Annotated in this window: 21 protein-coding genes and 1 other RNA gene; 3 read left to right on the top strand and 19 right to left on the bottom strand. The window is 56.2% G+C overall.

Features of this window, described 5'->3' with window-relative positions:
• Nucleotides 1-21 precede the first annotated feature (21 nt).
• The 11 genes from murD to QMG27_RS02100 all read right to left on the bottom strand — a co-directional run bounded on the left by murD (nucleotide 22) and on the right by QMG27_RS02100 (nucleotide 13,379).
• Nucleotides 22-1,881, bottom strand: coding sequence for a UDP-N-acetylmuramoyl-L-alanine--D-glutamate ligase (gene murD, locus QMG27_RS02150; RefSeq protein WP_281812699.1), 1,860 nt, complete (start codon nucleotides 1,879-1,881; stop codon nucleotides 22-24).
• Between the two features lie 4 nt (nucleotides 1,882-1,885).
• Nucleotides 1,886-3,064, bottom strand: coding sequence for a phospho-N-acetylmuramoyl-pentapeptide-transferase (gene mraY, locus QMG27_RS02145; protein WP_281812697.1), 1,179 nt, complete (start codon nucleotides 3,062-3,064; stop codon nucleotides 1,886-1,888).
• A complete protein-coding gene (gene murF, locus QMG27_RS02140; RefSeq protein ID WP_281812695.1) occupies nucleotides 3,055-4,467 on the bottom strand; it encodes a UDP-N-acetylmuramoyl-tripeptide--D-alanyl-D-alanine ligase in 1,413 nt (470 codons plus the stop codon). Before murF ends, mraY begins: the two co-directional genes overlap by 10 nt.
• Nucleotides 4,460-5,977 carry a UDP-N-acetylmuramoyl-L-alanyl-D-glutamate--2,6-diaminopimelate ligase gene (locus QMG27_RS02135; RefSeq protein WP_281812693.1) on the bottom strand — a complete coding sequence of 506 codons (1,518 nt, stop codon included), beginning with the start codon at nucleotides 5,975-5,977 and terminating at the stop codon, nucleotides 4,460-4,462. Before QMG27_RS02135 ends, murF begins: the two co-directional genes overlap by 8 nt.
• Entirely contained in the window at nucleotides 5,977-7,716 is a 1,740-nt protein-coding gene (locus tag QMG27_RS02130; protein ID WP_281812691.1) for a penicillin-binding protein 2, read from the bottom strand. The genes QMG27_RS02135 and QMG27_RS02130 overlap by 1 nt, the downstream gene beginning before the upstream one ends.
• Entirely contained in the window at nucleotides 7,713-8,027 is a 315-nt protein-coding gene (gene ftsL / locus QMG27_RS02125; RefSeq protein ID WP_281812689.1) for a cell division protein FtsL, read from the bottom strand. The genes QMG27_RS02130 and ftsL overlap by 4 nt, the downstream gene beginning before the upstream one ends.
• A complete protein-coding gene (gene rsmH, locus QMG27_RS02120) occupies nucleotides 8,024-8,941 on the bottom strand; it encodes a 16S rRNA (cytosine(1402)-N(4))-methyltransferase RsmH (protein ID WP_281812687.1) in 918 nt (305 codons plus the stop codon). The genes ftsL and rsmH overlap by 4 nt, the downstream gene beginning before the upstream one ends.
• Nucleotides 8,942-8,950: 9 nt before the next feature.
• On the bottom strand, nucleotides 8,951-9,379 hold the full coding sequence (gene mraZ, locus QMG27_RS02115; RefSeq protein WP_281812686.1) for a division/cell wall cluster transcriptional repressor MraZ: 429 nt from the start codon (nucleotides 9,377-9,379) through the stop codon (nucleotides 8,951-8,953).
• A 306-nt stretch (nucleotides 9,380-9,685) separates the two neighbouring features.
• Nucleotides 9,686-10,909, bottom strand: coding sequence for an RNA polymerase-binding protein DksA (dksA, locus tag QMG27_RS02110; RefSeq protein WP_281812684.1), 1,224 nt, complete (start codon nucleotides 10,907-10,909; stop codon nucleotides 9,686-9,688).
• Nucleotides 10,910-11,023: 114 nt separating this feature from the next.
• Nucleotides 11,024-12,127, bottom strand: a complete 1,104-nt coding sequence (locus QMG27_RS02105) for a GTP-binding protein (RefSeq protein ID WP_281812682.1) — start codon at nucleotides 12,125-12,127, stop codon at nucleotides 11,024-11,026.
• A gap of 58 nt (nucleotides 12,128-12,185) precedes the next feature.
• Entirely contained in the window at nucleotides 12,186-13,379 is a 1,194-nt protein-coding gene (locus tag QMG27_RS02100; RefSeq protein ID WP_281812680.1) for a class I SAM-dependent methyltransferase, read from the bottom strand.
• Between the two features lie 38 nt (nucleotides 13,380-13,417).
• Here QMG27_RS02100 and QMG27_RS02095 point away from each other — a divergent pair, with 38 nt between their 5' ends.
• Nucleotides 13,418-13,747 carry a hypothetical protein gene (locus tag QMG27_RS02095; protein WP_281812678.1) on the top strand — a complete coding sequence of 110 codons (330 nt, stop codon included), beginning with the start codon at nucleotides 13,418-13,420 and terminating at the stop codon, nucleotides 13,745-13,747.
• Here the strand turns inward: QMG27_RS02095 and QMG27_RS02090 are convergent, their stop codons facing one another.
• The 3 genes from QMG27_RS02090 to dapF are packed head-to-tail and all read right to left on the bottom strand — an operon-like array spanning nucleotide 13,748 to nucleotide 16,253.
• Complete coding sequence (locus QMG27_RS02090; RefSeq protein WP_281812677.1) at nucleotides 13,748-14,674, bottom strand: tyrosine recombinase XerC; 927 nt, start codon at nucleotides 14,672-14,674, stop codon at nucleotides 13,748-13,750.
• A gap of 20 nt (nucleotides 14,675-14,694) precedes the next feature.
• Nucleotides 14,695-15,399, bottom strand: coding sequence for a DUF484 family protein (locus QMG27_RS02085; RefSeq protein WP_281812675.1), 705 nt, complete (start codon nucleotides 15,397-15,399; stop codon nucleotides 14,695-14,697).
• The gene (dapF, locus tag QMG27_RS02080) at nucleotides 15,396-16,253 is read right to left on the bottom strand and encodes a diaminopimelate epimerase (protein WP_281812673.1); all 858 of its coding nucleotides are present in this window, start codon (nucleotides 16,251-16,253) and stop codon (nucleotides 15,396-15,398) included. Before dapF ends, QMG27_RS02085 begins: the two co-directional genes overlap by 4 nt.
• 153 nt (nucleotides 16,254-16,406) lie before the next feature.
• On the opposite strand from dapF, the gene QMG27_RS02075 reads away from it, so the two are divergent.
• Nucleotides 16,407-16,964, top strand: a complete 558-nt coding sequence (locus QMG27_RS02075) for a carboxymuconolactone decarboxylase family protein (protein ID WP_281812671.1) — start codon at nucleotides 16,407-16,409, stop codon at nucleotides 16,962-16,964.
• Nucleotides 16,965-17,019: 55 nt separating this feature from the next.
• Here the strand turns inward: QMG27_RS02075 and QMG27_RS02070 are convergent, their stop codons facing one another.
• Entirely contained in the window at nucleotides 17,020-18,000 is a 981-nt protein-coding gene (locus QMG27_RS02070) for a tripartite tricarboxylate transporter substrate binding protein (protein WP_281812669.1), read from the bottom strand.
• A gap of 132 nt (nucleotides 18,001-18,132) precedes the next feature.
• Here QMG27_RS02070 and QMG27_RS02065 point away from each other — a divergent pair, with 132 nt between their 5' ends.
• Nucleotides 18,133-19,797: an MBL fold metallo-hydrolase gene (locus QMG27_RS02065; RefSeq protein ID WP_281812667.1), complete on the top strand. Its 1,665-nt coding sequence runs from the start codon at nucleotides 18,133-18,135 to the stop codon at nucleotides 19,795-19,797.
• A 10-nt stretch (nucleotides 19,798-19,807) separates the two neighbouring features.
• Here the strand turns inward: QMG27_RS02065 and QMG27_RS02060 are convergent, their stop codons facing one another.
• The 4 genes from QMG27_RS02060 to rnpB all read right to left on the bottom strand — a co-directional run bounded on the left by QMG27_RS02060 (nucleotide 19,808) and on the right by rnpB (nucleotide 24,410).
• Nucleotides 19,808-21,487: a DUF748 domain-containing protein gene (locus QMG27_RS02060; RefSeq protein WP_281812665.1), complete on the bottom strand. Its 1,680-nt coding sequence runs from the start codon at nucleotides 21,485-21,487 to the stop codon at nucleotides 19,808-19,810.
• Nucleotides 21,488-21,524: 37 nt separating this feature from the next.
• Entirely contained in the window at nucleotides 21,525-22,250 is a 726-nt protein-coding gene (locus tag QMG27_RS02055) for a fused MFS/spermidine synthase (RefSeq protein ID WP_281812663.1), read from the bottom strand.
• Nucleotides 22,247-23,686 carry a PLP-dependent aminotransferase family protein gene (locus tag QMG27_RS02050; protein WP_281812662.1) on the bottom strand — a complete coding sequence of 480 codons (1,440 nt, stop codon included), beginning with the start codon at nucleotides 23,684-23,686 and terminating at the stop codon, nucleotides 22,247-22,249. The genes QMG27_RS02055 and QMG27_RS02050 overlap by 4 nt, the downstream gene beginning before the upstream one ends.
• A gap of 404 nt (nucleotides 23,687-24,090) precedes the next feature.
• Nucleotides 24,091-24,410, bottom strand: an RNA gene (rnpB, locus tag QMG27_RS02045) — RNase P RNA component class A.
• Nucleotides 24,411-24,437 lie beyond the last annotated feature (27 nt).

The following is a 24,437-nucleotide window of genomic DNA, read 5'->3' as shown; positions in this document are numbered from 1 at the left end:
TTTCAGGCGTCACGGCTTCAGTCACACCATGCCTCCTGCTTCTTCAACCAAATGGTTCACCGCACTCACAAACACTTCAGCGCGCTGCGCGTAGTTGCGGAACATGTCCATGCTCGCGCAAGCGGGCGACAACAACACGGCATCACCCGAGTGGGCTTGCTCGCTACACAGCTTGACGGCGTCTTCCAAAGTGGCTGCATCTAACAAGGTCACCCCGCTGTGCTGCAACACCTCGCGCAAAGCGGGGGCATCGCGGCCAATCAACACCACTGCACGCGCATAACGCGCAACGGGCTCGCTCAAAGGCGCAAAGTCTTGCCCTTTGCCATCGCCACCCAAGATAACCACCAAGCGACGATCGACACCAAGGCCATGCAAGGCCGCCACAGTGGCGCCCACGTTGGTACCTTTGCTGTCGTCAAAATATTCCACGCCGTTGAGCACAGTGACTGGCTCCACACGGTGTGGCTCACCTTGGTATTCACGCAAACCAAACAACATTGGGGCCAAGTCGCCACCAGCGTTCCCTGCCAAGGCCAAAGCCGCCAAGGCATTAAGCGCGTTGTGGCGACCACGGATGCGCAGCGCATCGGCGGGCATCAGGCGTTGGATGTGAATTTCTTCTTCGTCGTCTTTTTTGCGCTTGCGGGTTTCGTCCGCCTCGAGTGCACGCACCAGCCATGTCATGCCATTGACGGTTTCGATGCCATAGTCGCCTGGGCGTTGTGGCAGGTCTCCACCAAAGGTGAGATGCGCACGCACTTGAACTTTGGGCGCCTTCGCACGAGAAGGTTTGGCTACAGCTTCTGCCACCTCAACAGGGGCACTGTCCAACATGACCATCACAGCTGCGTCTTCGCGGTTGAGCACCATCACACCACGCTTGCCAAAAATGCGGGCTTTGGCGGCGGCGTAGCCGTCCATGCTGCCGTGCCAGTCGAGGTGGTCTTGAGTGAGGTTGAGCACCGCAGCTGCAGTGGGTTCGAAATTGTCCACGCCTTCCAACTGGAAGCTCGACAACTCCAACACCCACACCTGTGGCAGATACGGATGGTCTGCAGGTGGTGGAGGTGGTGGCACGAGGGGTGGTAAGTCCACTTCGAACGGCTCGTCATCTGCGGCTGCAACAGTTGCAGCTTGCTCAGCATCCGTATCCGCCAGTGCCATTTGAGATTCAGTGTCGCCCTGAGCTGCTGTTTCTTGCGCGAGGGCTTCTTCAGCATCCAATGCCATTTGTGCAGCTTGTGCAGCCGCAGCTTTTTCTTTGGCCTCTAGCTCAAGACGTGCTTGCTCGGCCAAAGCTTCATCAGCAGCCAGCGCCTCAGCTTCTTGAGCCGCCAGCGCATCAGCTGCGGCTTGCTCATTGGCCGCTTGATCGAGTGCTTGCGACAAGGTATCCAAGAGCGTCGGGCCAATATTGCCTGCCACGGCCACGCGCTTGCCTGCGCGCTCCAGCAACTGGCCTGTCAACGAGGTCACGGTGGTTTTGCCGTTGGTACCTGTGATGGCTAACACCTTGGGGTGATACGCCATGCTCTCTTGCAAATCGCTCAGCGCTTGCGCAAACAAGGTCAGCTCAGTGCCCACCCACAAACCAGCTGCCACGGCTGCATTCCAGACGGGCGCGACTGACTCGGGGCTCAAGCCTGGGCTCTTGAACACCGCACGCACGTCTTGACCTTCAACCAAGTTTGCGTCAAACGCGCCGTGCACAAATTTCACAGCCGGCAACTCTGCTTGCAATGCCGCCAAATGCGGTGGCTGCTCGCGTGTGTCCACGACTTTCACTTGCGCACCATGGCGTGCGCACCAACGCGCCATCGCTAGGCCGGAGTCACCCAAGCCCAGAATCAGCACCGATTGGTTGTGGAGTACTTGCATCGTCTTATCTCAGCTTCAAAGTAGACAGACCCACCAAGCACAGCAGCATGGTGATGATCCAAAAACGCACGACGACTTGGGTTTCTTTCCAGCCGCTTTTCTCAAAGTGGTGATGCAAAGGCGCCATCTTCAAAATGCGGCGGCCTTCGCCATATTTCTTTTTGGTGTACTTGAAGTAAGTCACTTGCAGCATGACCGACAAAGCTTCCACCACAAAAATGCCACCCATGATGGCGAGCACAATTTCTTGACGCACGATGACGGCAATCGTGCCGAGCGCACCACCCAAAGCAAGCGCACCTACATCGCCCATGAACACTTGCGCAGGGTGGGTGTTGAACCATAAAAACGCCAAACCAGAACCCGCCATGGCTGCACAGAAGATGAGCAACTCACCCGAACCTGGGATGTGCGGGAAGAACAAATATTTGGAATACACCGCGCTGCCCGTGACATAGGCAAACACGCCCAAGGCCGAGCCCACCATCACCACCGGCATGATGGCCAAGCCATCCAAACCATCGGTCAAGTTCACCGCATTGCTCGACCCCACAATGACCAAGTAGGTCATGATGACAAAGCCAAACACGCCCAATGGATAAGTGATTTCTTTAAAGAAAGGCACCATCAAACCGGCTTTGGGTGGCAAGTCCACATCAAAACCAGATTTCACCCACGAGATAAATAGTTCAGCGACTTTGTAGTTGTTGCTCTCAGAAATGCTGAACACCATGTACAGCGCTGCCACCAAACCGATGATCGATTGCCACATGTACTTCTCGCGTGAGCGCATGCCCTCTGGGTCTTTGTTGACGACCTTGCGCCAATCGTCCACCCAACCAATGGCACCAAAGCCAAAGGTGACGATCATCACGATCCAGACAAAGCGGTTGGACAAATCAGCCCACAGCAATGTGGAGATGGCGATGCCAATCAAAATCAACACGCCGCCCATGGTGGGCGTGCCGCTCTTGGTCAAGTGGGTTTCCATTGCGTACTCGCGAATGGGCTGGCCAATTTTCAAAGCGGCTAGGCCACGAATCACAGCGGGGCCTGCGATCAAACCAATCAGCAATGCGGTCAATGCCGCCATCACCGCACGGAAGGTGATGTACTGAAACACGCGGAAAAAGCCAAAGTCTGGCGACAAAGTTTGCAGCCATTGGGCCAAGGTCAGCAGCATGGTGCAGCCTCCTTTTTAGATGAATCACATTGAAGAATGGCGTCGATCACGCGTTCCATCTTCATAAAACGCGAGCCTTTGACGAGCACGCTGCCCATGTGCGGCAACAGCTTGGTCATCTCAGCGTTGAGGGTGTCGATGTCAGCCATGTGCTGCGCCGCAGCGCCCACGGCTTGTGCGGTGTGCACCGCCAAGTCGCCCAAGCACAACACGTGGTCAATGCCTTGGGCTTTGGCATACGCGCCCACCTCTTGGTGGAACTCGGGGCCTTGCTGGCCCACTTCGCCCATGTCGCCAAGCACCAGCAAACGTGGCGCAGGCAGGTCGGCCAACACATCGATGGCGGCACGTACCGAGTCGGGGTTGGCGTTGTAGGTGTCGTCCACCACGGTGATGGTGCGGCCTTGGCACGTCACACTCAAGGCGCGTGAGCGGCCTTTGACAGGTTCAAACTGACTAAGGCCTTGTGCAATCACATCAAGCGACACACCTGCGGCAAGTGCACAAGCGGTAGCGGCCAGAGCGTTGCCAATGTTGTGACGACCGGCAATGTGCAGTTGCACATGCAAGTCACCCGCAGGCGTGTGGGCCACGACCGCCCAATGGTCTTGCTGCCACGCGGCGCTTTGCAAACGCACAGGTGCGCTGCTGTGGGGCGCGAGCGAGAAACACAAGGTGGCACGTGCACCAGCCATGGCTTGCCATTGCGCGGTGTAGGTGTCGTCAGCGGGGAACACCGCCACGCCGTTGGCGGGCAAAGCCAGAATGACTTGGCCGTTTTCTTGGGCCACGGCATCCACGCTGTTCATGTGTTCTTGGTGTTCGCGCTGAGCGTTGTTGACCAAGGCCACGGTGGCTTGGGTCATGTCAGCCAGACCTGCAATTTCACCAGGGTGATTCATGCCCAACTCCACCACCGCACTGCGGTGATGCGCGCGCATACGCAACAGGGTTTGCGGTACGCCAATATCGTTGTTGAGGTTGCCTTGTGTGGCCAACGCGTCGTCACCAAAGCCTGCACGCAAGATGCTGGCAATCATTTGGGTCACGGTGGTTTTGCCGTTGCTGCCAGTCACCGCAATGATGGGCAGCTTGAATTGGCTGCGCCATCCTTTGGCCAGCTGCCCCAATGCGATGCGCGTGTCGCTCACTTGCACACCCGCGAGCTTGGCTTCGGTCAAACCGTGTGTAGCCAAAGCAGCAGTAGCACCGCTGGTGGCCACTTGCGGCAAAAAGTCGTTGGCATCAAAGCGCTCACCTTTCAAGGCCACAAACAAGTCGCCCGCTTGGCAGGTGCGGCTGTCGGTGTTGATGCGTTGAACCGTCAAGGCGGCATCACCCACCAGCTGTGCGCCGCTGAGCCACTGGCTGATTTGCTTCAAGCTGAGGTTCATCTCAGACATGGGCCGCCTCCTGCTTAGCGCGACGAAGCAACGCATCGCGTGCGTGTTGAACATCGCTGAACGGATGTTTGACGCCTGCAATTTCTTGGTAATCCTCGTGGCCTTTGCCTGCGACCAACACCACATCTTGTGCGCGTGCGTGCTGCACCGTTTGCGCAATCGCTTGCGCACGGTCGGCAATGACGATGGCTTTGTCTGCGTTTTGTACGCCAGCCAACATCTGATTCAAAATTGTTTGCGGGTCTTCGCTGCGTGGGTTGTCGCTGGTCAACACCACCTGCTGTGCGTATTGCTCAGCGGCTGCGGCCATCAAGGGACGCTTGGCGACATCGCGGTCACCACCGCAACCCAACACGCAGGTCAGTTCGCCACCGCGTGACTGCGCGAGTGGCAACAATGCTTGTACGGCTTGCGCCACCGCATCTGGCGTGTGTGCGTAATCAATCACGACCAAAGGCTCGCCCGCTTCGCCCACGGTTTGCATGCGGCCTGGCACGGCTGGCAACACACGGCAAGCTTGCACGGCATCAGCCAAGCTATAGCCCAAGGCGCGCAAACAAGCGATGACACCCAACACATTGCTCACGTTGTAATGACCAACCAAATGGGTTTGAAGCGCGTGCACTTCATCGCCCTCTGTCACATCAAAGCACAAGCCTGTTGTGCCGTGTTGGATGTGTCGAGCCACGATGTGTTGAGCTGACGCCTGTTCGCTTGAATCTGCCACACACGATACTGTCCAAACACTTGGCGCTTTAGCGCGTGCTTGCAGTTGCGCAGCCAAGGCAGAGCCTTTGGCATCGTCCACATTGATCACCGTCGCTTGCAAACCTGTCCAGCTGAACAAAGCCAGCTTGGCCTGCCAGTAGCTGTCCATGCTGCCGTGGTAGTCCAAATGGTCTTGGGTGAAATTGGTGAACATGGCCACACGCACCTGCGTGCCGTCCAAGCGGTGTTCGGCCAAACCGATGGATGACGCCTCAATCGCGCAGGCCTTCACGCCGGCATTCACCATATCGCGCAAACGGGCTTGCAACAACACGGGGTCAGGCGTGGTCATACCCGTCACTTCGAGATGACCAACTTCACCCACACCCAAGGTGCCCACGATGGCACAGCGCTTGCCTCCGTTTTGCAGGGCATGCGCCAACCACCATGCGGTGGATGTTTTGCCATTGGTGCCCGTGATGGCCACCACGTCCAACGCTTGGCTGGGTTGTTCGTAATACGCTGCAGCAATCAAACCACTGGCGGCTTTCAAGCCGTCATAAGTAGCAATAGCGTCGCAGTCAGTCCACGCAAATGCGTCAGCGCCTGAGTGCTCCACGACACAGGCTGTCGCGCCCTGCTTCAATGCAGAGGCCACAAACTGACGACCGTCCGTCACACCACCGGGCCAAGCGATGAAGCCATCACCATCGCTCACACGACGGCTGTCGGTGTGCAGCATGCCGCGCACTTGGGTGCGCAGCCACTGTGCGGTGTCTTGAGGGCTATGCAGTCGCTTCATCAAAACGACTCCTTCTCAACTTTGGTCACCACTTGGGGCTTGACCGCCATGTCGGGCTGCACACCCATCATGCGCAAGGTTTGTTGCACGGTTTGACTGAACACCGGTGCAGCCACATCGCCACCGAAGTAAGCACCATTGGTCGGCTCATCCACCATCACCGCCACCACGATGCGTGGGTTGTCGATGGGTGCGATGCCAACAAAGAAGCCACGGTATTTTTTGCTCGCGTAGCCCTTGCCTTCGACCTTGTGCGCGGTACCGGTTTTGCCACCGACCGAGTAGCCCATGGTTTGCGCCTTCGGTGCGGTACCGCCTTGGATGGTGACCATGTGCAGCATGTTGCGAATGGCGGCTGCATTTTGAGAGGACAACACGCGCGCGCCGCTGACCACCGCTTGGTTGGTTTTAACCAAACTCATGGGCACCATCTCGCCATCGTGTGCAAACACGGTATAGGCCTGCGCCAACTGAAACAAACTGGCCGATAGCCCGTAGCCATAGCTCATGGTGGCTTGCTCAATCGGACGCCATGTTTTGTAGGCGCGCACTTTGCCAGCAACCGCACCTGGGAACGGCACTTGGGGTTTTTGTCCCAAACCCACTTGCGTGAACATCTCCCAAATATCGTGAGGCTGCATTTGCATGGCGATCTTCACCGTGCCCACGTTGCTGGATTTTTGAATCACTTCATTCACACTCAGCACACCGTGTGGATGCGCATCGGTAATGGTGGCCGTGCCCATTTGCAATTTGCCAGGCGCGGTTTGAATCAAGGTCTCAGGCTTGACAATGCCCTTCTCCAAAGCCAAACCCACCACGAGTGGTTTCATGGTGGATCCTGGTTCAAACGTATCGGTGAGGGCTCGGTTGCGAAGCTGCGCACCACTCAGGCTACCCCGTTTGCCCGGCGAGTAACTGGGGTAATTGACCAAGGCCAATACCTCACCCGTTTTGATATCCAGCACAACCACGCTGCCAGCCACGGCCTTGTTGTTGACCACGGATTCTTTGATTTTTTCGTAAGCGAAATATTGAACCTTGCTGTCTATGCTCAGTTGCAAATCTTCACCATCCACAGGCGGCACCATTTCGCCAATATCCTCAACCACCTGACCCAGACGGTTTTTGATCACGCGACGCGAGCCAGCCTTGCCACCCAACGCTTGGTTGAAGGTGAGCTCTACACCTTCTTGACCCAAGTTTTCGACATTCGTAAATCCCACCACATGGGCAACCGATTCACCTTCGGGGTAGATGCGCTTGTACTCTTTACGGTCGTAAACGCCTTTGATCTTGAGCGCCGCAATGTCTTTCGCCACCGACTCATCAACTTGACGTTTGAGCCACACAAAGGTTTTGTCTTCGTCTTGCAGCTTCTTTTCCAGATCTGCAGGGCTCATGCCCAGCAACTTGGCCAACGCCTTGAGCTTGACAGGGTCGCGCTCAATATCCTCTGGATTGGCCCAAATACTTGGCACCGGCACACTGGAGGCCAAGATATTGCCGTGGCGGTCCAGGATGCGTCCTCGGTTCGCTGGCAAGTCCAAGGTGCGCACGAAGCGGACCGCACCTTGTCGTTTAAAAAAGGCGTTATCGATGACCTGCACATAAGCCGCGCGCACCACCAATGCCAAGAAGCCAGCCGCAATCACAGCCACAATGAACTGACTGCGCCAGATCGGCGTCTTGCTTGCCAACAAAGGGCTAGAGGTGTATTGCACGCTGCGGTTGGTCATGGCCTCACCTCCGCAGAAGCAACTGGCGCAACTGATGTCTCAGCACCTGCTTTGATGGTGGCGTATTGGGTGATGGCCGGCGTGATGGTGCGCATGTGCAATTGCTCACGCGCCAATTTTTCAACACGCACAGGCGTGGCCTGCGCACGGCGCTCTACATCCAAGCGATCGTTTTCTGTTTCTAGGTTACGCGCCAAACTGGTGGCACGGTCAATCTCTGTTGTGAGCGAGCGCGACTCGTACTGTGTGCGCACCAAGTACAACGCACTGGCCATGACCGCGATCATGAGGAGCAAGCTCACGCGACTCATGCGCCAGCTCCTAACCGTTCAGCCACGCGCATGATGGCACTGCGTGAGCGGGGGTTTCCCTCCACCTCGGCCGCGCTGGGCTTGATGCGATCAATCGCTTTGAAGTCCATCACCTTGGGTGCCGCAAAAGGCGCACGGCGGTCATACACCTCACGCGAATGTTGCGTGATGAATTGCTTGACGATGCGGTCTTCCAAGGAATGGAAACTGATCACAGCCAATCGACCTCCGGGGCGTAAGACTTGCAACGAAGCGCTCAGCGCTTGTTGCAACTCCTCAAGCTCGGCATTGATGAAAATCCGAAAAGCCTGAAATGTGCGCGTTGCAGGGTCCTTGCCCGGCTCGCGGGTTTTGACCGTGTCAGCCACGAGCTGGGCCAATTCAGCGGTGGATGTAGGCACGCCCCGTTCTTGTCGGCGAGCATCAATCGCCTTTGCAATCTGTAAAGCAAACCGTTCTTCGCCGTATTCACGTATCACCTCCGCCATGTGTTGGACTTCTGCCTCGGCTAGCCACTCGGACACGCTCTGGCCACGGGTGGTGTCCATGCGCATGTCCAAAGGACCATCGTTTCGAAATGAAAAACCGCGTGCTGGGTTGTCGATCTGGGGTGAGCTCACCCCCAAATCCATCAGCACGCCGTCGACCGACGCCGCATCCAACTCGCCCAGGTGCGTGAAGCCTTGGTGGCGAATTGAAAAGCGTGGGTCTTGAATGGTGTTGGCCTCGGCAATGGCATCGAGGTCTTTGTCGAAGGCGATCAAACGCCCCTGCGGCGAGAGCTTGGACAAGATGAGACGGGAATGCCCACCGCGACCAAAGGTCGCATCTACGTAGGTACCGTCCGGCTTGATGTCGAGTGCATCGACAGCTTCGCTGAGTAGGACGGTGGTGTGCTGCCATGGCGTGTCCACCGTCATCCTTTAAAAAGAGAATTCCTTGAACACATCGGGCATCTCGCCCTGCATGGCTTGGGCTTCTTGCTCGTCGTACGTCGCCTTGTCCCAAAGTTCAAAGTGGTTACCCATACCCAAGAACATGGTGTCTTTGCTAATGCCCGCTGCCGTGCGCAGCTCAGGCGAGATGAGGACACGACCTGTGCCATCCATCTCCACATCCATCGCATTGCCCAAGAAGATACGTTTCCACCATTGCGCACTCATCGGCAGAGAGGCAATGCGCTCACGGAACTTCTCCCACTCGGTGCGTGGAAAGATCATCAAACAGCCGTGGGGGTGACGCGTGATGGTGAGCTGCCCAGCCGCAGTCGCGCTCAAGACGTCGCGATGCCTGGTTGGCACCGACAGACGACCTTTGGCGTCGAGACTCAGCGATGAAGCGCCCTGAAACACGTTGGCGACCCTTTTTCCACGAGCAAACAAAACAAACAACCAGCGGCGAAAGCACTTAAGGCACTTTTCACCACTTAATTGCACTTATTTGCACTGTAGCAGGAAAACAGGTTCTGAACGACTAAATTGGGAATTTTTTCAATGAAATCAACAACTTACAGCGATTTCGAGATGCAATCAAGAGGTTAAAAAACGTTATAAATGAAGCACTTAGAAAAGGCACTAAAAGTGGCTTATGAAGAAAAAAAGGCATAAAAAAAGCAGGTCCAAGGACCTGCTTTTTGAGGATTTTTGGCGTTTTGGCCATCAATCCCCAAACATACGCTGCTTGATTTCGCGACGCTCTTGTGCTTCGAGCGACAAACTGGCCGTTGGGCGAGCCAACAAACGGCCCACACCGATGGCTTCACCAGTTTCGTCGCAGTAGCCATAGTCGCCATCGTCGATGCGCTGAATGGACTGCTCAATCTTCTTGAGCAACTTGCGTTCGCGGTCGCGTGTACGCAATTCCAAGGCGTGCTCTTCTTCAATCGTGGCGCGATCAGCTGGATCAGGCACCACCACGGTGTCTTCACGCAGATGCTCTGTGGTTTCACTGGCATTGCTGAGCACTTCGTTTTTCAATTGCACGAGTTTGAGTCGGAAGAAAGCCATTTGGGTGGCGTTCATGTACTCGCTGTCAGGCATGGCGATGATTTCTGCATCGGTCAGTTGGTCGGCCGTTTTGGTCTTCCAGTTATTAGCAAGCTTGGCGTCTTTTTTAGGTATCACGGGAACAATAGTTGGAGCAGTAGGTGCCGTCATCGGCATAAAGCTGTTTTTGGCTGCATTGGACGCAACCACTTGAGCTGGCGGGGGTGGAACCAAAGCTGCCATCTTGGCGGCTCTGGAGTTTTTCTTGTGCACCACAGGGGTGTAACCAGGAATGATGGGCGTCACATGCACCACAGGTGCAGGTGCGGCCACCACTTTGGCTTTTGGTTCTTTGGCAGGCTTGGCTGCTTTGACCACAGGCGCTTTAGCGGGCGTGGGTTTGGCTGCTGGGGCCTTTTTGGCTAGAGCAGCTTTCGCTGAAACCTTAGGTGCTGCTTTTGGCGAGGCCTTGACTGCTACTTTGACGGCTGTCTTTGCTGCTGCCTTCTTGACAACGGGCTTAGCCGTTGCTTTGACTGCTTTTGCAGGTGCTTTCACCACTTTGGCAGGCGCTTTCTTGGCGACGGCCTTTTTAGCAGGTGCAGCCACCTTCTTAGCAACCACCTTTTTAGGTGCGGTCTTCGGCGTTGCTTTAGAAGCCACTGGCTTTTTAGCTGGAGCCTTCTTAGCAACCACCTTCTTAGCAACCGACTTAGCAGGTGCAGCCTTCTTAGCCACAGGCTTGGCTGCGGGCTTGGCAGACTTTGCGGAGGGCTTAGCCGCCACAGGTTTTTTCACGACCTTCTTCGCAACCGCTTTAGGCGTTGCAACTGTCTTAGCCGCCTTCTTGGCGGGAACAGGCTTCTTAGAAGCGGGTTTCTTGGATTTAGCGTTCACTGTGGGTCTCCTCGCGGCCTCAGCCAAGGCGGATGCATTGGCAGGGTCTGGCGCGCGGGATTGTAGCCACAATCCCCAAGGGTTCAATAAATTAGTTAAAACTGACAAAACTCATCAAACCAGAGATTGCTCAAGGCCTTGCACCAAGATGTCTTTCGGCAAATCAATACCAATGAACACCATCTTGCTGATGCGCTCTTCGCCTTCGGCCCAATCGGGGCCTAAATCACTGCCCATTAACTGGTGCACGCCTTGGAAGATCACCTTCTTTTCAGTGCCTTTCATATTGAGCACGCCTTTGTAGCGCAGCATCTTGGGGCCATAGATGTTGACGATGGCGCCCAAAAAGTCTTCCAGCTTGGCAGGATCGAACTTGCGCTTGGTCTTGTAGACAAAGCTCTTCACGTCATCATCATGGTGGTGATGGTGACCGTGGTTGCAATGCTCATCATGCACATGGTCATGGTCGCAATGTTCGCCGTGCGCATGATCGTGGCCATGTGAATGGTCATGCTTGTGCGAAGGGTGGTCGCAGTGTTCGCCATGGTGGTGATGGTGGTCGTCGTCCGACAAGAAGTCGGGATCGATGTCGAGCTTGGCGTTCAAGTTGAAGCCACGCAGGTCAAACACCTCGCTCAAAGACACTTCACCGAAATGCGCCACTTTTTGTGGCGCGCGTGGGTTCATGTGCTTCAAGCGGTGTTGCAACGCATCTAGCTCGGCAGGTGATACGAGATCAGCCTTGCTGATGAAGATTTGGTCGGCAAAGCCCACTTGGCGGCGCGCTTCTTGGCGGTCATTCAGCTGCTGGGCGGCGTGCTTGGCGTCGACCAAGGTCAAGATGGAGTCAAGCAAAAAGCTCTCAGCAATTTCGTCGTCCATGAAAAAGGTTTGCGCCACAGGGCCGGGGTCGGCGAGGCCAGTGGTTTCAATCACCACACGCTCAAAATCGAGCAAGCCTTTGCGTTTTTTAGCGGCCAACAGTTGCAATGTGGTGCGCAAGTCTTCGCGGATCGAGCAGCACACGCAGCCGTTGTTCATCTGAATGATTTGCTCGTTGGTGTCAGACACCAAGATCTCGTTGTCGATGTTTTCTTCGCCAAACTCGTTTTCAATGACGGCAATTTTTTGGCCATGTGCTTCGGTCAACACGCGCTTGAGCAGCGTGGTTTTGCCCGAGCCCAAAAAGCCGGTCAGGATGGTGGCGGGGATCAACATAAAAAGTAACCTTGTAGAAACAACTTCATTAACGCGCTATTGTCGCCGAGCTGGCTGCTCAGGCCAGCGTCGCCGCTTTGATGACCACCAAGCCCTTGAGGTATTCGCCCTCAGGGAAGGTCAGAGTCATGGGATGGTCGGGGGCGCCCTGCATGCGCTCGCTGATGTAGCCGTCCACGCCCGCATCCGTGCCCGCCGAGGCCACGATTTTGTGAAACAAGTCAGCGCTGATGCCGCCCGAGCAGCTGTAGGTGAACAACACACCACCTGGCTCCAACAGCTTGAACGCCAAACGGTTGATGTCTTTGTAGGCCCGTGCCGCACGGTCGGCATGCGCGGCTGTGGGCGCGAACTTGGGCGGATCGAGCACGATGGCGTCAAACGTACGCCTCTCTTGAATGAATTGCCGCAAAGAGGCATTCACATCCGCATCCATCATGGTCGTGCGCGTGGCATCAAAACCGTTCAAAGCCACATTGGCTTTGGCCAGTTCAATGGCGGGGCCGGACGAGTCGATAGACGTCACATGCACCGCACCGCCCGCCAAAGCGGCCACCGTGAAGCCACCGGTGTAGCAATAGCAGTTGAGCACGCGCTGAAACTGCAAACGCTTGGCATAGTCGGCAAACTTCTTGCGGCTGTCGCGCTGGTCTAAATAAAACCCCGTCTTGTGCCCTTCGGCCACATCGAGCGACAGCTGCCATTCGTGTTCGCGCAGCACCACGCCAGTCTCGCCCTTGCCGCGCAACCAGCCCGTGACTTCGGGCAAGCCTTCGAGTTGGCGCACGTTGGCGTCTGAGCGTTCGTAGAGTTTCGTTAAGCCCGTTTGCGCCAGCAACTCGTCGGCAATCACGCTTTTCCAGCGCTCCGTACCGCACGACAAAAACGCGGCCACCAAGATGTCGCCATAACGGTCGACGATGAGGCCGGGCAGACCATCGGACTCACCGTGAATCAGCCGCACGCCGTTGCTTTGAATGTCAAAACGGCTGCGCGCTGCAATGGCACGGGCGATGGAGGCTTTGAAAAACGAAGCGTCAATGCGTTGCTTTTCGTCAAAGCTCCAAATGCGCGCACGGATTTTGGAGTTGGGGCTGAACGAGGCCCAGCCCAAGAACTGCCCCTCAGCGCTCTCCACACGCACTGTCTCGCCCGAGTCGCCACCGCCTTTGGCAATCGCGCCTTCAAAAATCCAAGGGTGACGGCGCAGGGCCGAGCGTTCTTTGCCTGCTTTGAGTTTGATGGTTTTCATTGCTTTGATTGTCGCGGCAGAGATGGCCGCTTGCCTCATTGATCGAAACTCAAAAATATATTGATCGCAAATTACTTTTAAAAATCTGTCACTTTTACAGTCATCCCTCATTCAAAAATCACAGTGAGCGCGGTTTGAGCAAAGAAAATGGCTGGCTTTCCATCAGTTGCATCCGGCCAGAAGATGGACAACTTTGTCTGGTGACCCGCTCAACGTGGGCAGAGCCAAGACTTTTGAGGTTTCAGCTCAGCGCACTCATGGTTGATTGGGCATTTGTGGGCAACACGCGTCAGCGCATCAAAGCCAACGCCGCCGATTTGCTTTGGATCCCAGCAGATTGGGAAGCGCCAAGCCATCCAAACCCTTGATTATTTTTTACGCGCCCTCGGGTGCGCCGCGTCATACGCTTTGGCCAAATGCTGAAAATCCAACCGCGTATACACCTGCGTGGTGGTGATGTTGGCGTGGCCCAGCAACTCTTGCACCCCGCGCAAATCTTGGCTGGACTGCAGCACATGGCTGGCAAATGAGTGACGCAGCATGTGCGGATGCACGGGCGTAGACAACCCCGCTTTCAAGCTGCGCTGACGCAAGCGCTGCCACACAGCTTGCGCGGTCAGGCGCGTGCCGTTGCGACCAATGAACATCGCGGTTTGTTCGGCAGTGGCGGGGGTTAGGCCTTGCTCGCGCACGGCTATCCAAGCTTGCATGGCTTCTAAAGCTTTGCCACCCACAGGCACGCTGCGGCGTTTGCTGCCTTTACCCAGTACGTGGGCTTCGCCGCCTTCAAAATCGATCCAGCCTTTGGCTTGTGCGCCCGCTTGCACATCTAAGCCAACCAATTCGCCCACGCGCAGGCCACAGCCGTACAGCAGTTCCACCAGTGCAGCGTCGCGGCAGTCTAGCCAAGGATCGCTTGCGTCATATGGCGTTTTGTATTCGGCTAATTGCACAGCATCGTCCACGCTCAGTGCTTTGGGCAAAGGCTTTGGGGCTTTAGGCGCACGCACATCTTGCACGGGGTTACTACTGACCAAGCCTTGACGGCCGAGCCACACATAAAAACCTCGCCAGCCCGAGAGGATGAGCGCAATGCCGCGTCCGCTGCGGCCACCGCTGTGCATCTGTGCCACCCAACGACGGATGTGTGTACTTTGCACCGCTTCGAGTGCCACATTGGCTTGGTCTGCGTAGTCGGTGAGTTTTTCTAGGTCGAGGCTGTAGAGCGTGACGGTACGCTCAGCCAAGCGCTTTTCAAAGCGAACGTGGTCGAGGTAGCGGGCGACCAGGTCCATGTGCTTTGAATGCGTAGTTTTTAACGGAGATGTGAGAGCGCTGCGCTGGCCAAGTCACCCATGCGCTCGATGATGGTGGTACCCATGCCTTCGTAGTAGCGCTGTGGGTCGGGCGAGGCCAACACCAACAAGCCAATCACGGGTTGTGCGGCGGCAGTTTGTGGCGTGTCCTCAGGGCGTGTGGCGCGCAAAGCGATGATGGCCACCGACTGCGCGGCCTCAGGCTCAGCCAACCACTGCACCGCATCGAAGTTGTGGTTGATGCCCACATAGGGTGTGGCCAATGTGGCAGCAAATTCTTTGATGGCATCTGTCGCGCCTTGTGCGAAAGGCTCAATTTGAAATGACTCGCCCACGCCCCACACCTTGATGGCCACTTGCGGGACCATGAAGTCGTGTTGAATGTGATCGGCAATGGTGTGCGGCAAATCGCGCGCATTGCTGGTCATCAGCAAGGTTTTGACCCAGCGTTGCATGCGCTCGATCAGCACCTCGTTTTCTGTGCCGTGGCGCATCATGTCCATCATGCGCAGCTCGAGCACGCGAATTTTTTCGCGCATCATTTCGGCTTGACGCTCTTGCAAGCTCACCGCACGATGGCTGTGTGGGCTGGTCAGTTTGACGGCTGACAACAGCTCGGCATGGCGCTCAAAAAAATCAGGCGTATGCACCAGGAAATTGGCAATGTCGTCTTCGGTGATGGGGTTCATAGCAGCGTGGGTCATAAAGTGTCTGGAAGAGTGATTTCGCCTTGAAAGACGGTGGTGGCAGGGCCAGTCATGCGCACAGATGTGTCGCCGCCCTGCCATTCAATGGTGAGTGTGCCGCCGTGGGTTTGCACCGTCACGCGTGAATCAAGCAAGCCCCAGCGAATGCCGGTGACGACCGCCGCACATGCACCTGTGCCGCAAGCCAGGGTTTCGCCAGCGCCGCGCTCAAACACGCGCAAGCGCACGGCACCGCGATTGAGCACTTGCATGAAACCCGCGTTCACGCGCTTAGGAAAAGCCGCATGGTTTTCAATGAGAGGGCCTTGCTCCAACACGAGGGCAGTGTCCACATCGTCCACCACTTGCACGGCATGTGGGTTACCCATAGACACCACGCCCACTTTGGGTGAGTCACCATTGCCCAGTTGCAATTGCCATTGCGTGTCGTTAATTGCCACGGCGTATTTGGGTGCAAAGGGCACTAGTGGCAAATCAAACACGGGCGCCCCCATGTCGACCGTCACTTGACCATCGGACATCTCTTGCAAGGTGATGACACCGCCATGCACTTTGACGCGCACCGTGGTTTTGTCGGTCAGGCCCTGTTCGCGCACAAAGCGCACAAAGCAGCGTGAGCCATTGCCGCACTGCTCCACCTCGCCGCCATCGGCGTTGTGGATGACGTATTCAAAGTCCACGTCAGGCTGCGGCGCGGGGCGCACAGTGAGAATTTGGTCTGCGCCCACGCCAAAGTGGCGGTCGGCCAGAAAGCGGTAGTGAGCGGGCGTGAGGTGCAAGCGCTCCGTGGTCTCGTCCAAGACCACGAAGTCGTTGCCGGCGCCCTGCATTTTGGTGAAGCGAATTCGCATGGGCTGATTATCGGCCACGATGCACACCACGCGACACGCGCTTGCGAGCCTTGGCATTCCCCTTGGCTACGCAAAGGCTGTCGCTCAAAGGTCAGCTCTTGAGCGCGCTAGCGTTTATCCTGCAGGCCCTTTGTTAATCAACCTCTGTTTCACATGCGCATTCCAGCTTGGACCCCCGAACAAAAACACCAACCTCAAGACTTGGTCGACGCCATCTTGGCCCGCCGTGGCGGTGAGCTGATCAACCTCGACCGAGCCCTGCTGTGGAGTGAGCCAGTGGCACGTGGCTGGAACGTGTACATGAAGAATGTGCGCACGGGTCTACCCACCAGCCGCAAGCTCTGCGAATTGGGCATTTGCACCGTGGCGCTGTTGACCGATGCCAAGTACGAATACCACCACCACGCACCCGATTTTTTGACAGCAGGTGGCACACAAGCCGAGCTAGACGCTTTGAACCGCGTGGTGCAAGGCGACGCTCGCCAGCCCGTGACCGATGCAGACTTGGGCGAAATTGAACGCTTGGTGGTGCAATACGCCGCACAACTCACAGTCAATGCCAAAATTGAAGATGCGCTGTTTGCCGCCATGCAAACACGCTTCACCACCACCGAACTGGTGGAGCTCACCATCGCCATCTCGGCCTACAACATGGTGGCGCGCTTTTTAGGCGCCTTCCAAATTACGCCCGACGGCGAACCCCCTCGCTGAATGTAAATAGGCCACCCAATTGGGTGGCCTATTTGTTGGAGGGCGCGATTAAAAGTTAATCCGCCTTGATGCCGTTGTCTTTGACTACTTTGGACCAAATGTTCATTTGCTTGTCAATGAATGCCGCTGCTTGTGCTGTTGTGCCGCCCATGATGTCAATGCCTTGCGCGTCGAGCTTCTTAGCTACTTCGGGGTTCTTGAGCGCTTTGTTGAGCTCTTCATTCATACGCTTGACCACATCAGCCGGTGTTTTGGCGGGAGCCAACACAGCCCACCAAGCAGGGGCCTCAAAGCCGGGGTAGCCATTTTCGGCAATGGTGGGCACGTTCGGCAAATCAGCGGCACGTTTGCTGGTGGTCACGGCCAATGGGCGCATGCGACCGCTGTCGATGTGGGGCTTGGTCACAAAGACGGAAGCGATGGACAAAGGCACGTGGCCTGAGATGGCATCGCTCATCAAGGGGCCACCGCCTTTGTAGGGAATGTGTGTCCATTCCAAATTGGCATCCTTGCCCAGCAAGGCCATGGCCAAGTGGCCCAAGCTACCGTTACCGATGGAGCCAAAACCCACGTTCTTCTTAGCCTTGGCAGCGTCCACCACGTCTTTGAAGGTTTTGTATTCAGAGTTCACGTGCGTCGCCAACACCATGGGCGATGTGCCTACCAACACCAAAGGCACCAAATCTTTTTTGCTGTCGTAAGGCAAGTTGGGATTGAGCGCGGGGTTCACACCGTGGGTGTCAAACACCACGGCAAAGGTATACCCATCAGGTGCAGACTGCGCCACAGCAGCCGTACCAATAGCACCCGATGCACCGCCACGGTTTTCCACAATCACACTTTGACCAATTTGCGTGCTGAGTTGCTGCCCCAAAATGCGAGCCACTTGGTCCACCGAACCACCGGGCGGAAACACGGCCACCATCTTGATGGGCTGCTTGCTTGGCCATGCTTGCGCATGGGCCCACTGTGGCATCGCAAGTGCGGTCAACGTCAGCGCCAAACCGATGGCAGCTTTGAAAGTGCGTCTTTGCATGTGAATCACTCCTTATGGTTGTCTTGGGCAAATTGTTATAGCGAACACGGCCAACTTTCATACGGCTTTTACGCAAGGGTAAATACTCGGTAATCAAAAGATTTAACGAATTGGCTTCTTCATAATGCACGAATGGTTAGATCTACCCAACTCCTTCATCCTCACAAAGAACCTGCGCGCCTGCTGTCAGCAGCGACCGTGCTGCTGTTGCGCGATGGCCCGCAAGGCCTAGAAGTGCTCATGACCCGCCGCTCCATGACGGCCAGCTTCGCACCGGGCGCGTATGTGTTCCCGGGCGGTGGCATTGACGCAGCGGATGCACAGGCCCACGCTCATGCCAAACGCCGCGCTACGCAAAGTGACTTGCACCTCACGCAAGCCATTGCCGCCATTCGCGAAAGCTTTGAAGAACTTGGCATCTTGCTGGCCCGCCACGCCAACGGCCAAATGGCCAATGCGGCTGACATTGCCGCGCTTGACCGCAAAGCCTCCGGCGGCGATTTCGCCCAGCAGTGTGCAGCACGCGGCCTAACGCTCGCGGCTGACGAAGTGTTTGTGCTGGCCCACTGGATCACCGACCGCGACCTGCCTCGTCGCTTTGATGTGCCGTTTTTGGTAGCCCGCATGCCCGACGCGCAAACACCCGTGGCCGATGAGAAAGAACAATTCGCACCCGAGTGGATACGCCCTGCGGAAGCGCTGAGCCGCCACGCCCAAGGCGACTTCTTCATCATCTACCCCACCATCAAAACCCTAGAGCGCATGCAATGCTACGCCACGGTCGACAGCGTGTTGGCGGACTGCGCCAGCGAACAACCTTGGTTCACCAGCTGTCCGCGTGCAGGTTGGTTGGGCGGTAAAGAAGAACGTTATATGGAGCACGAGGGGCCATTTGGTGAACTCGCCCTCACCTGCCCCGATGGACAAATGCTGCATCACCTGGATTGGGTGAGTGACCAACCCGTGCTGCTGCTCAAAAACGTGCAGCGCCTCACCGCCCCCAACCCGGGCGTGATGACCGGCCCCGGCACCAACAGCTATTTGGTGGGCGACCCCGACACTGGTTACGCGGCCATCGACCCTGGCCCCGAAGATGCCGAACACCTCGACCGCTTGTGGCGTGCTGCTGGCGGCAACATCCGCTACATCGTGTGCACGCATTCGCACCCTGACCACTCACCAGGGGCAGCACCGCTGCAAGCCCTGTGTGCACAACATGGACACACGCCCCCCGTTTTGGGCCTGGCCTCACACACCTCTGCGCGAGCACACAGCCAGTTCACCCCAGACCGCGAGCTTGACGATGGTGAGCGCTTGATCTTGCAAGGCAACGGTGTGACGCACACCTTGCGTGTGATTCATACACCGGGCCATGCCGCCAACCACCTATGCTTGGTGCTCGAAGAAGACGGCTTGTTGTTCAGCGGCGACCATGTGCTCAACGGCAGCACCACCGTCATTGATCCGCCCGATGGCAACATGAACGACTACTTAAACTCGCTCGACAAACTGTTGACCGCATGCGAGCAAGACCGCATTGAATTCATCCTGCCTGCACACGGCTATGTGCTGGGCAACTTGTGGGATGCGCCGCACGATGCGCGTGCTTGCATCAACCACCTCAAAGCCCACCGCCTCAAACGCGAAGCCAAAATTTTGAAAGTCATGCAGCAGCACCCCGAGGGCAGCATGGATGATTGGGTGAAGCTGGCTTACGACGATGTGCCACCCCGTTTGTGGCCCGTGGCCATGCGCTCGTTACTGGCGCATGTGGAGCGTATTCGTATGTTGGGCTGAGGGTGCGACCTCAGTCCTCCTTGTCCTCACTCCCTAGCAAACTTCCAACGGCACGCACCGGCGCTGTGACGACTTTGACCAGCGTATTGCCGATGGTCTGAGCCACCAAGCCACCCAACGAAAACGCAGGCGCATCCACCGCACCCGACATGGGCAAATCGATGTCAATTTGTCCGCTGCTGTTTGTGAGCAACGACACCCCCAAAGACACCGGCGCATCAATCGCGTGTGGGCTTGACACTGGCTCGCCCAAAGTCAAATGGTCAATGACGACGTGGTTGTCTGCTTGCAGTTGTTTGTCTTGGATGCGGTAACTCGCGTCCATCGACAACTTGCCTCGGTGGATCGGGTAACCCAAATATTTTTGGGCATAACCTGAAAACTGGATGAGATCCATACCACTGACCTGCAACTTTGCATCCAAAAAGGCCGTCAGGTCGAGCGGCTGTACACGCGCCTGCAACTGCAACGGTGCAGCAGAGCCCAAGTTCGCCTTGAGCGCCAGCTCGGCTTGTGCGCCCGGCTGTGTGCTGATGTTGGTCATCTCAGCGTTGATGTCCGTGATGCGCGTTTGCACGGCCGGTTTGACAGACCCATCTGAAAACATCGCGACACCACGACGCAGATTGAACTGCGCGACTTGCATTTCCAAAGGCGACTTTGTTTTGATCGGCGTGCTCTGCTCAGGCTGAGCAAGTGGCTCACCAACCATCCAATTGGGTTTGCCGTCTCGGTTGATGTGCCACGCGATTTGAGGGGCCTCTAACGTCACCTGACTGAACAGCAAAGGACCCGCTAAGACGTCACTAGGACTCAATGACATGGCCAAGGTTTTGAATGACAGTAAGGCACGATCGTGCACATCGTTGATCACCACATCTTGCAGTTGCGACGTTCCATTGAGCAGCAAGGCCAAACGATCTGGTGCATCGCTGAACTGAAGCTTCAAATCAGCACGCCATTTGCCACGGACCCAACGCAGGGGCAAGGTCTGAGGTACATACGCCTGCAACGCTGATAGATCAAAAGCCGCCACCGACAACGCCAACACGCCGTCAGGCGCATCAGCCAACGGTCGCACATGTCCGGTCAAATGCACAGGCGCGCCATTGAAGACGGCCGATAACTCAGGCTTCAGTGTGAAACCATTTTCGCCAGATAGGCTGCTGACAAGCGGCAACATCAATTCGAAATACTCAACGGTGTGCGTGCGTTCAAAGGGCCGATCCTCCAAACGGATACGACCATCATGAATCGTCAACTCGTGCAAAACAAACGGAGGTAATTTGGTGGTTGTGCGTTCCTGCGAATCGCTTTGCAACAAGTCTGAAAAATCAAAGCGACCTTGGCCTAAATGCACCACAGACACACGCAGACTTTGTACCGTGAGGGCATCCAGCACCAACGCGCGTTGGAGAAAAGACTTGGCTGACACATCCACCGTCAGACTCTGCCAACCCACCCACTCACTGCCATCGGTGTTTTTGACAGACAACCCGTCCACCCTGAGTGACAAAGACAGAGGATGCAGATGCACAGCCTGCACCATCACCTCGCGGTGCAAAACGTGATGGAGTTGCTGCACCAGCAACCACTTGATGCCCAATGGCGTGACCCACATCACGACCACTAAACACAACAGCGCGATAGCCACACGTCGGATCGCAAAAGATAACTCTTTAATACTCATATTGAATGAGTTTAATTCGACGACGATGACAGACGCTTTATTGCGTCGCTAAAAACGTTCTCGCCACGCTAGGGGAAATTTGCGCCCACGCCTCCGCACTGATGTGCTCGGGCTTGTGTTTGCTGTAACTGAGCCTGATGTCTTTTGAAAACCCATGCATGGCGAACACCACGCAGTTGGTCGTACCTGGCGCATTCACCACCCACAGCGCGCCGTCAAACGCAGATTCGATGCGATCTACATACACATCGCGGTACGCATGGAATCTATGCAGATTCGCCACGGCCATGCCACCCGTATTGAGCACGCGGCGGCAGTCTGAATAAAACTGCGGCGAGCACAACTGCTCGGGCATGCCGTGCTGGTCAAACCCATCCACAAACACCACATCAAAAGTTTGCTCGGTCTGCGCCATGAAATGTGCCGCATCCATCTGCACCACTTGAAACCGTGCATCGTCGTCGGGAATGCAAAAGCTCTGACGCAGGGCGATGACGTGTGGGTTGATCTCCACCACGGTGATGTGCGCGTCGGGCAAATGCTTGTAACAAAACTTGGCGAGCGAACCGCCGCCCAAGCCCACCATCAAGATACGTTTGGGTTGCGGCTGAAACAACAACACGCCCATCATCAAACGCGTGTATTCAAACTGCAGCTCGTCGGGTCGCGCCGTGCTCATGCGGCTCTGGATGTCGATGTCGGAAAACACCATCGACTTACTGAGTGCGGTTTCTTGCACCACAGGAATCTCATATGAACTCACGCAACACCCTTTGAAATTTCACCTATCTTGCGCAAGGCTTGGCGCTCCACATCAGTCCATGTGCCAGCAAAGCTTAACCGCAAGCAATGATCAAACCTGTCAGTGGCCGTGAACAAAGCGCCGGGACCAAAGCTGATGCCCTGCGCCATGCACTGCTTGAAGAGCTCCATCGTGTTGAATGCTTCTGGCAACTCCACCCACAAGGTGTAGCCCGATGCAGGGCGACTTACACGGGTGCCACTGGGGAAACATTCGCTGATGATGTTGCGTGCTTCTTCTAGGCGCTCACGCAAAAAACCACTGAGCCGACGCATGCGTGCCTCGTAATTGCTTTGCGTCAACAAATCGGCCAATGCGTGTTCCAACACATCGGTGGTCTGAATGCCATGCACGCTTTTGAGTCGCATCACGCTGTCTTTCCAACGCCCCGCTTCGCACCAGCCCATGCGCACACCCGGTGTGAGCGTTTTAGAAAACGAGCCACACACCATCACCCAACCATCTACATCATAGGCTTTGGCCGCTTTGCGGCGTTCATCGGAGGCCAGCAAATCGTTGAACACCACATCTTCAATCAATGGCACTTGGTGCTTGGTCAACATCTGCACCAAAGCTTTTTTGTCGGAGTTTTTCATCACCGCACCCAAAGGATTCGACAACGTGGGCACGCTCAACACGGCCTTGACAGGCTGCGTGTCCAGCGCCAACTGCAACGCAGACAAGGACATGCCATCTTTGGGATGTGTTGGTATTTCAAGTGCGCGCAGATTCAAGGACTCAATCAAATCCAAAAAACCAAAATGTGTGGGCGACTCCAACGCCACCACATCACCAGGCTTGGTCACAGCACGCAAACACAGGCTGACGGCATTGATGCAACTCGACGCAATGACGATGTTGTCTGGTTGCAGTCGACACCCCAAATGCAAAGCTCGGCGTGACACCGACTCTTTCAACGCCGGTGTACCGGATGAATCGGTGTACGCCACCAAGCTGAAGCGATGCTCACGCGTGGCCCGATTGACAGCAGCACGCACACGCGCTTCGTCAAAGAAATCTGGATCTTTGGGACAAGTCCCACCAAAGCTAACGATGGGACCAGGGAAGTTTTCTAAGCCAATTTGCTCTGATCTGTTTTGGCTGTCGACCTGCAAACTGTATTTAGGTGGTCGGCTTGTGGCAGGTAGGGCTGGCCCTTTGTTGCGGGACGCCACGTAATAGCCAGATTTAGGCTTTGCAGTGATGAGGTTACGCTCTTCGAGCCAACGATAGGCTTGAACGGCTGTCGACACAGACACCGTGTTCTGTGCTGCCACCTCGCGCACCGAGGGCAAGCGCTTGCCTGCCTTGAATACCTGACCGTCAATCAGCTGTGAGATGCCCTGCGCAATCTGCGCGTACAACGGCTGCGAAGGATCAGGTGAGTGGCTGGGCATGTCGAAACATTGTGCCGTACAGATTTCACCTCGATTTGATTTCAACCAGTACAGATTGAACCCTTTTGGTGAAGAACAGTTAAGCCAAGCGCTAGATTGCGATGGTGTAAATCACTCCTGCGTGTGGATAGGCAAAGAGCCAACAAAAAGCGACATTGGTGCCATCAAGGAGCATTCATGTCGGCACTGCTGCACTACCTCTCACCCCATCAATGCGAAACCTTTGAGGCCAAGCCTCACACGCAGCTGCATGTGGTCAGTGGTCGTTTGTGGGTGACGATGGCCAATGACAGCGCCGATCACTTCATCACACCAGGCCATACGCTGGCGTTGAGAGTAGGTTGGGTCACGCTGCAAGCAGATTCATCTCAACCGGCCACATTTGCGATAGAAATACATGAAAAGTGTGAAGTTCGCCGATACGCCGGATTCTGTGCACGCGGGTTGCCCCACGCGTGACCGTCATTAATCTGGGCCGAGGGTCACCCACTCGGCTCGGTGCTACCTACCCGCCAACTCTGCGGAACCACATCAACGCTGGCCTACTTGGTATTGCTGCGCGTAGAGATTGCCCGTTTCACCCGAACTGAATCGGCTCGTCTCTGTTGCTCTGATCCTCACCTCACGGTGGAGAGGTGTTACCTCTTACGCTGTCCTACGCAGTCCGGACGTTCCTCCAGTGCCTGGTTTCCCAGATTGCACCAGCGACGGCCTAGCGAACTTCACGCGTGGATTATCGACGGATAATCAC

It is taken from the genome of Limnohabitans sp. MORI2 (assembly GCF_027925025.1).
Lineage (GTDB): Bacteria > Pseudomonadota > Gammaproteobacteria > Burkholderiales > Burkholderiaceae_C > Limnohabitans.
Note: the sequence above shows the minus strand (reverse complement) of the source record. Positions and strands in the feature narration are given on the sequence as shown.

Bases quoted from the DNA above. Each gene is read 5' to 3' on its own strand.
- murD (WP_281812699.1), bottom strand. From the start codon at position 1,881: ATGCAAGTACTCCACAACCAATCGGTGCTGATTCTGGGCTTGGGTGAC.
- dapF (WP_281812673.1), bottom strand. From the start codon at position 16,253: ATGCGAATTCGCTTCACCAAAATGCAGGGCGCCGGCAACGACTTCGTG.
- QMG27_RS02090 (WP_281812677.1), bottom strand. From the start codon at position 14,674: ATGGACCTGGTCGCCCGCTACCTCGACCACGTTCGCTTTGAAAAGCGC.
- QMG27_RS02100 (WP_281812680.1), bottom strand. From the start codon at position 13,379: ATGAAAACCATCAAACTCAAAGCAGGCAAAGAACGCTCGGCCCTGCGC.
- QMG27_RS02065 (WP_281812667.1), top strand. From the start codon at position 18,133: ATGGTTAGATCTACCCAACTCCTTCATCCTCACAAAGAACCTGCGCGC.
- QMG27_RS02085 (WP_281812675.1), bottom strand. From the start codon at position 15,399: ATGACCCACGCTGCTATGAACCCCATCACCGAAGACGACATTGCCAAT.
- QMG27_RS02075 (WP_281812671.1), top strand. From the start codon at position 16,407: ATGCGCATTCCAGCTTGGACCCCCGAACAAAAACACCAACCTCAAGAC.
- QMG27_RS02130 (WP_281812691.1), bottom strand. From the start codon at position 7,716: ATGACCAACCGCAGCGTGCAATACACCTCTAGCCCTTTGTTGGCAAGC.
- mraY (WP_281812697.1), bottom strand. From the start codon at position 3,064: ATGCTGCTGACCTTGGCCCAATGGCTGCAAACTTTGTCGCCAGACTTT.
- ftsL (WP_281812689.1), bottom strand. From the start codon at position 8,027: ATGAGTCGCGTGAGCTTGCTCCTCATGATCGCGGTCATGGCCAGTGCG.
- QMG27_RS02060 (WP_281812665.1), bottom strand. From the start codon at position 21,487: ATGAGTATTAAAGAGTTATCTTTTGCGATCCGACGTGTGGCTATCGCG.
- murF (WP_281812695.1), bottom strand. From the start codon at position 4,467: ATGTCTGAGATGAACCTCAGCTTGAAGCAAATCAGCCAGTGGCTCAGC.
- QMG27_RS02050 (WP_281812662.1), bottom strand. From the start codon at position 23,686: ATGCCCAGCCACTCACCTGATCCTTCGCAGCCGTTGTACGCGCAGATT.
- QMG27_RS02070 (WP_281812669.1), bottom strand. From the start codon at position 18,000: ATGCAAAGACGCACTTTCAAAGCTGCCATCGGTTTGGCGCTGACGTTG.
- QMG27_RS02135 (WP_281812693.1), bottom strand. From the start codon at position 5,977: ATGAAGCGACTGCATAGCCCTCAAGACACCGCACAGTGGCTGCGCACC.
- QMG27_RS02105 (WP_281812682.1), bottom strand. From the start codon at position 12,127: ATGTTGATCCCCGCCACCATCCTGACCGGCTTTTTGGGCTCGGGCAAA.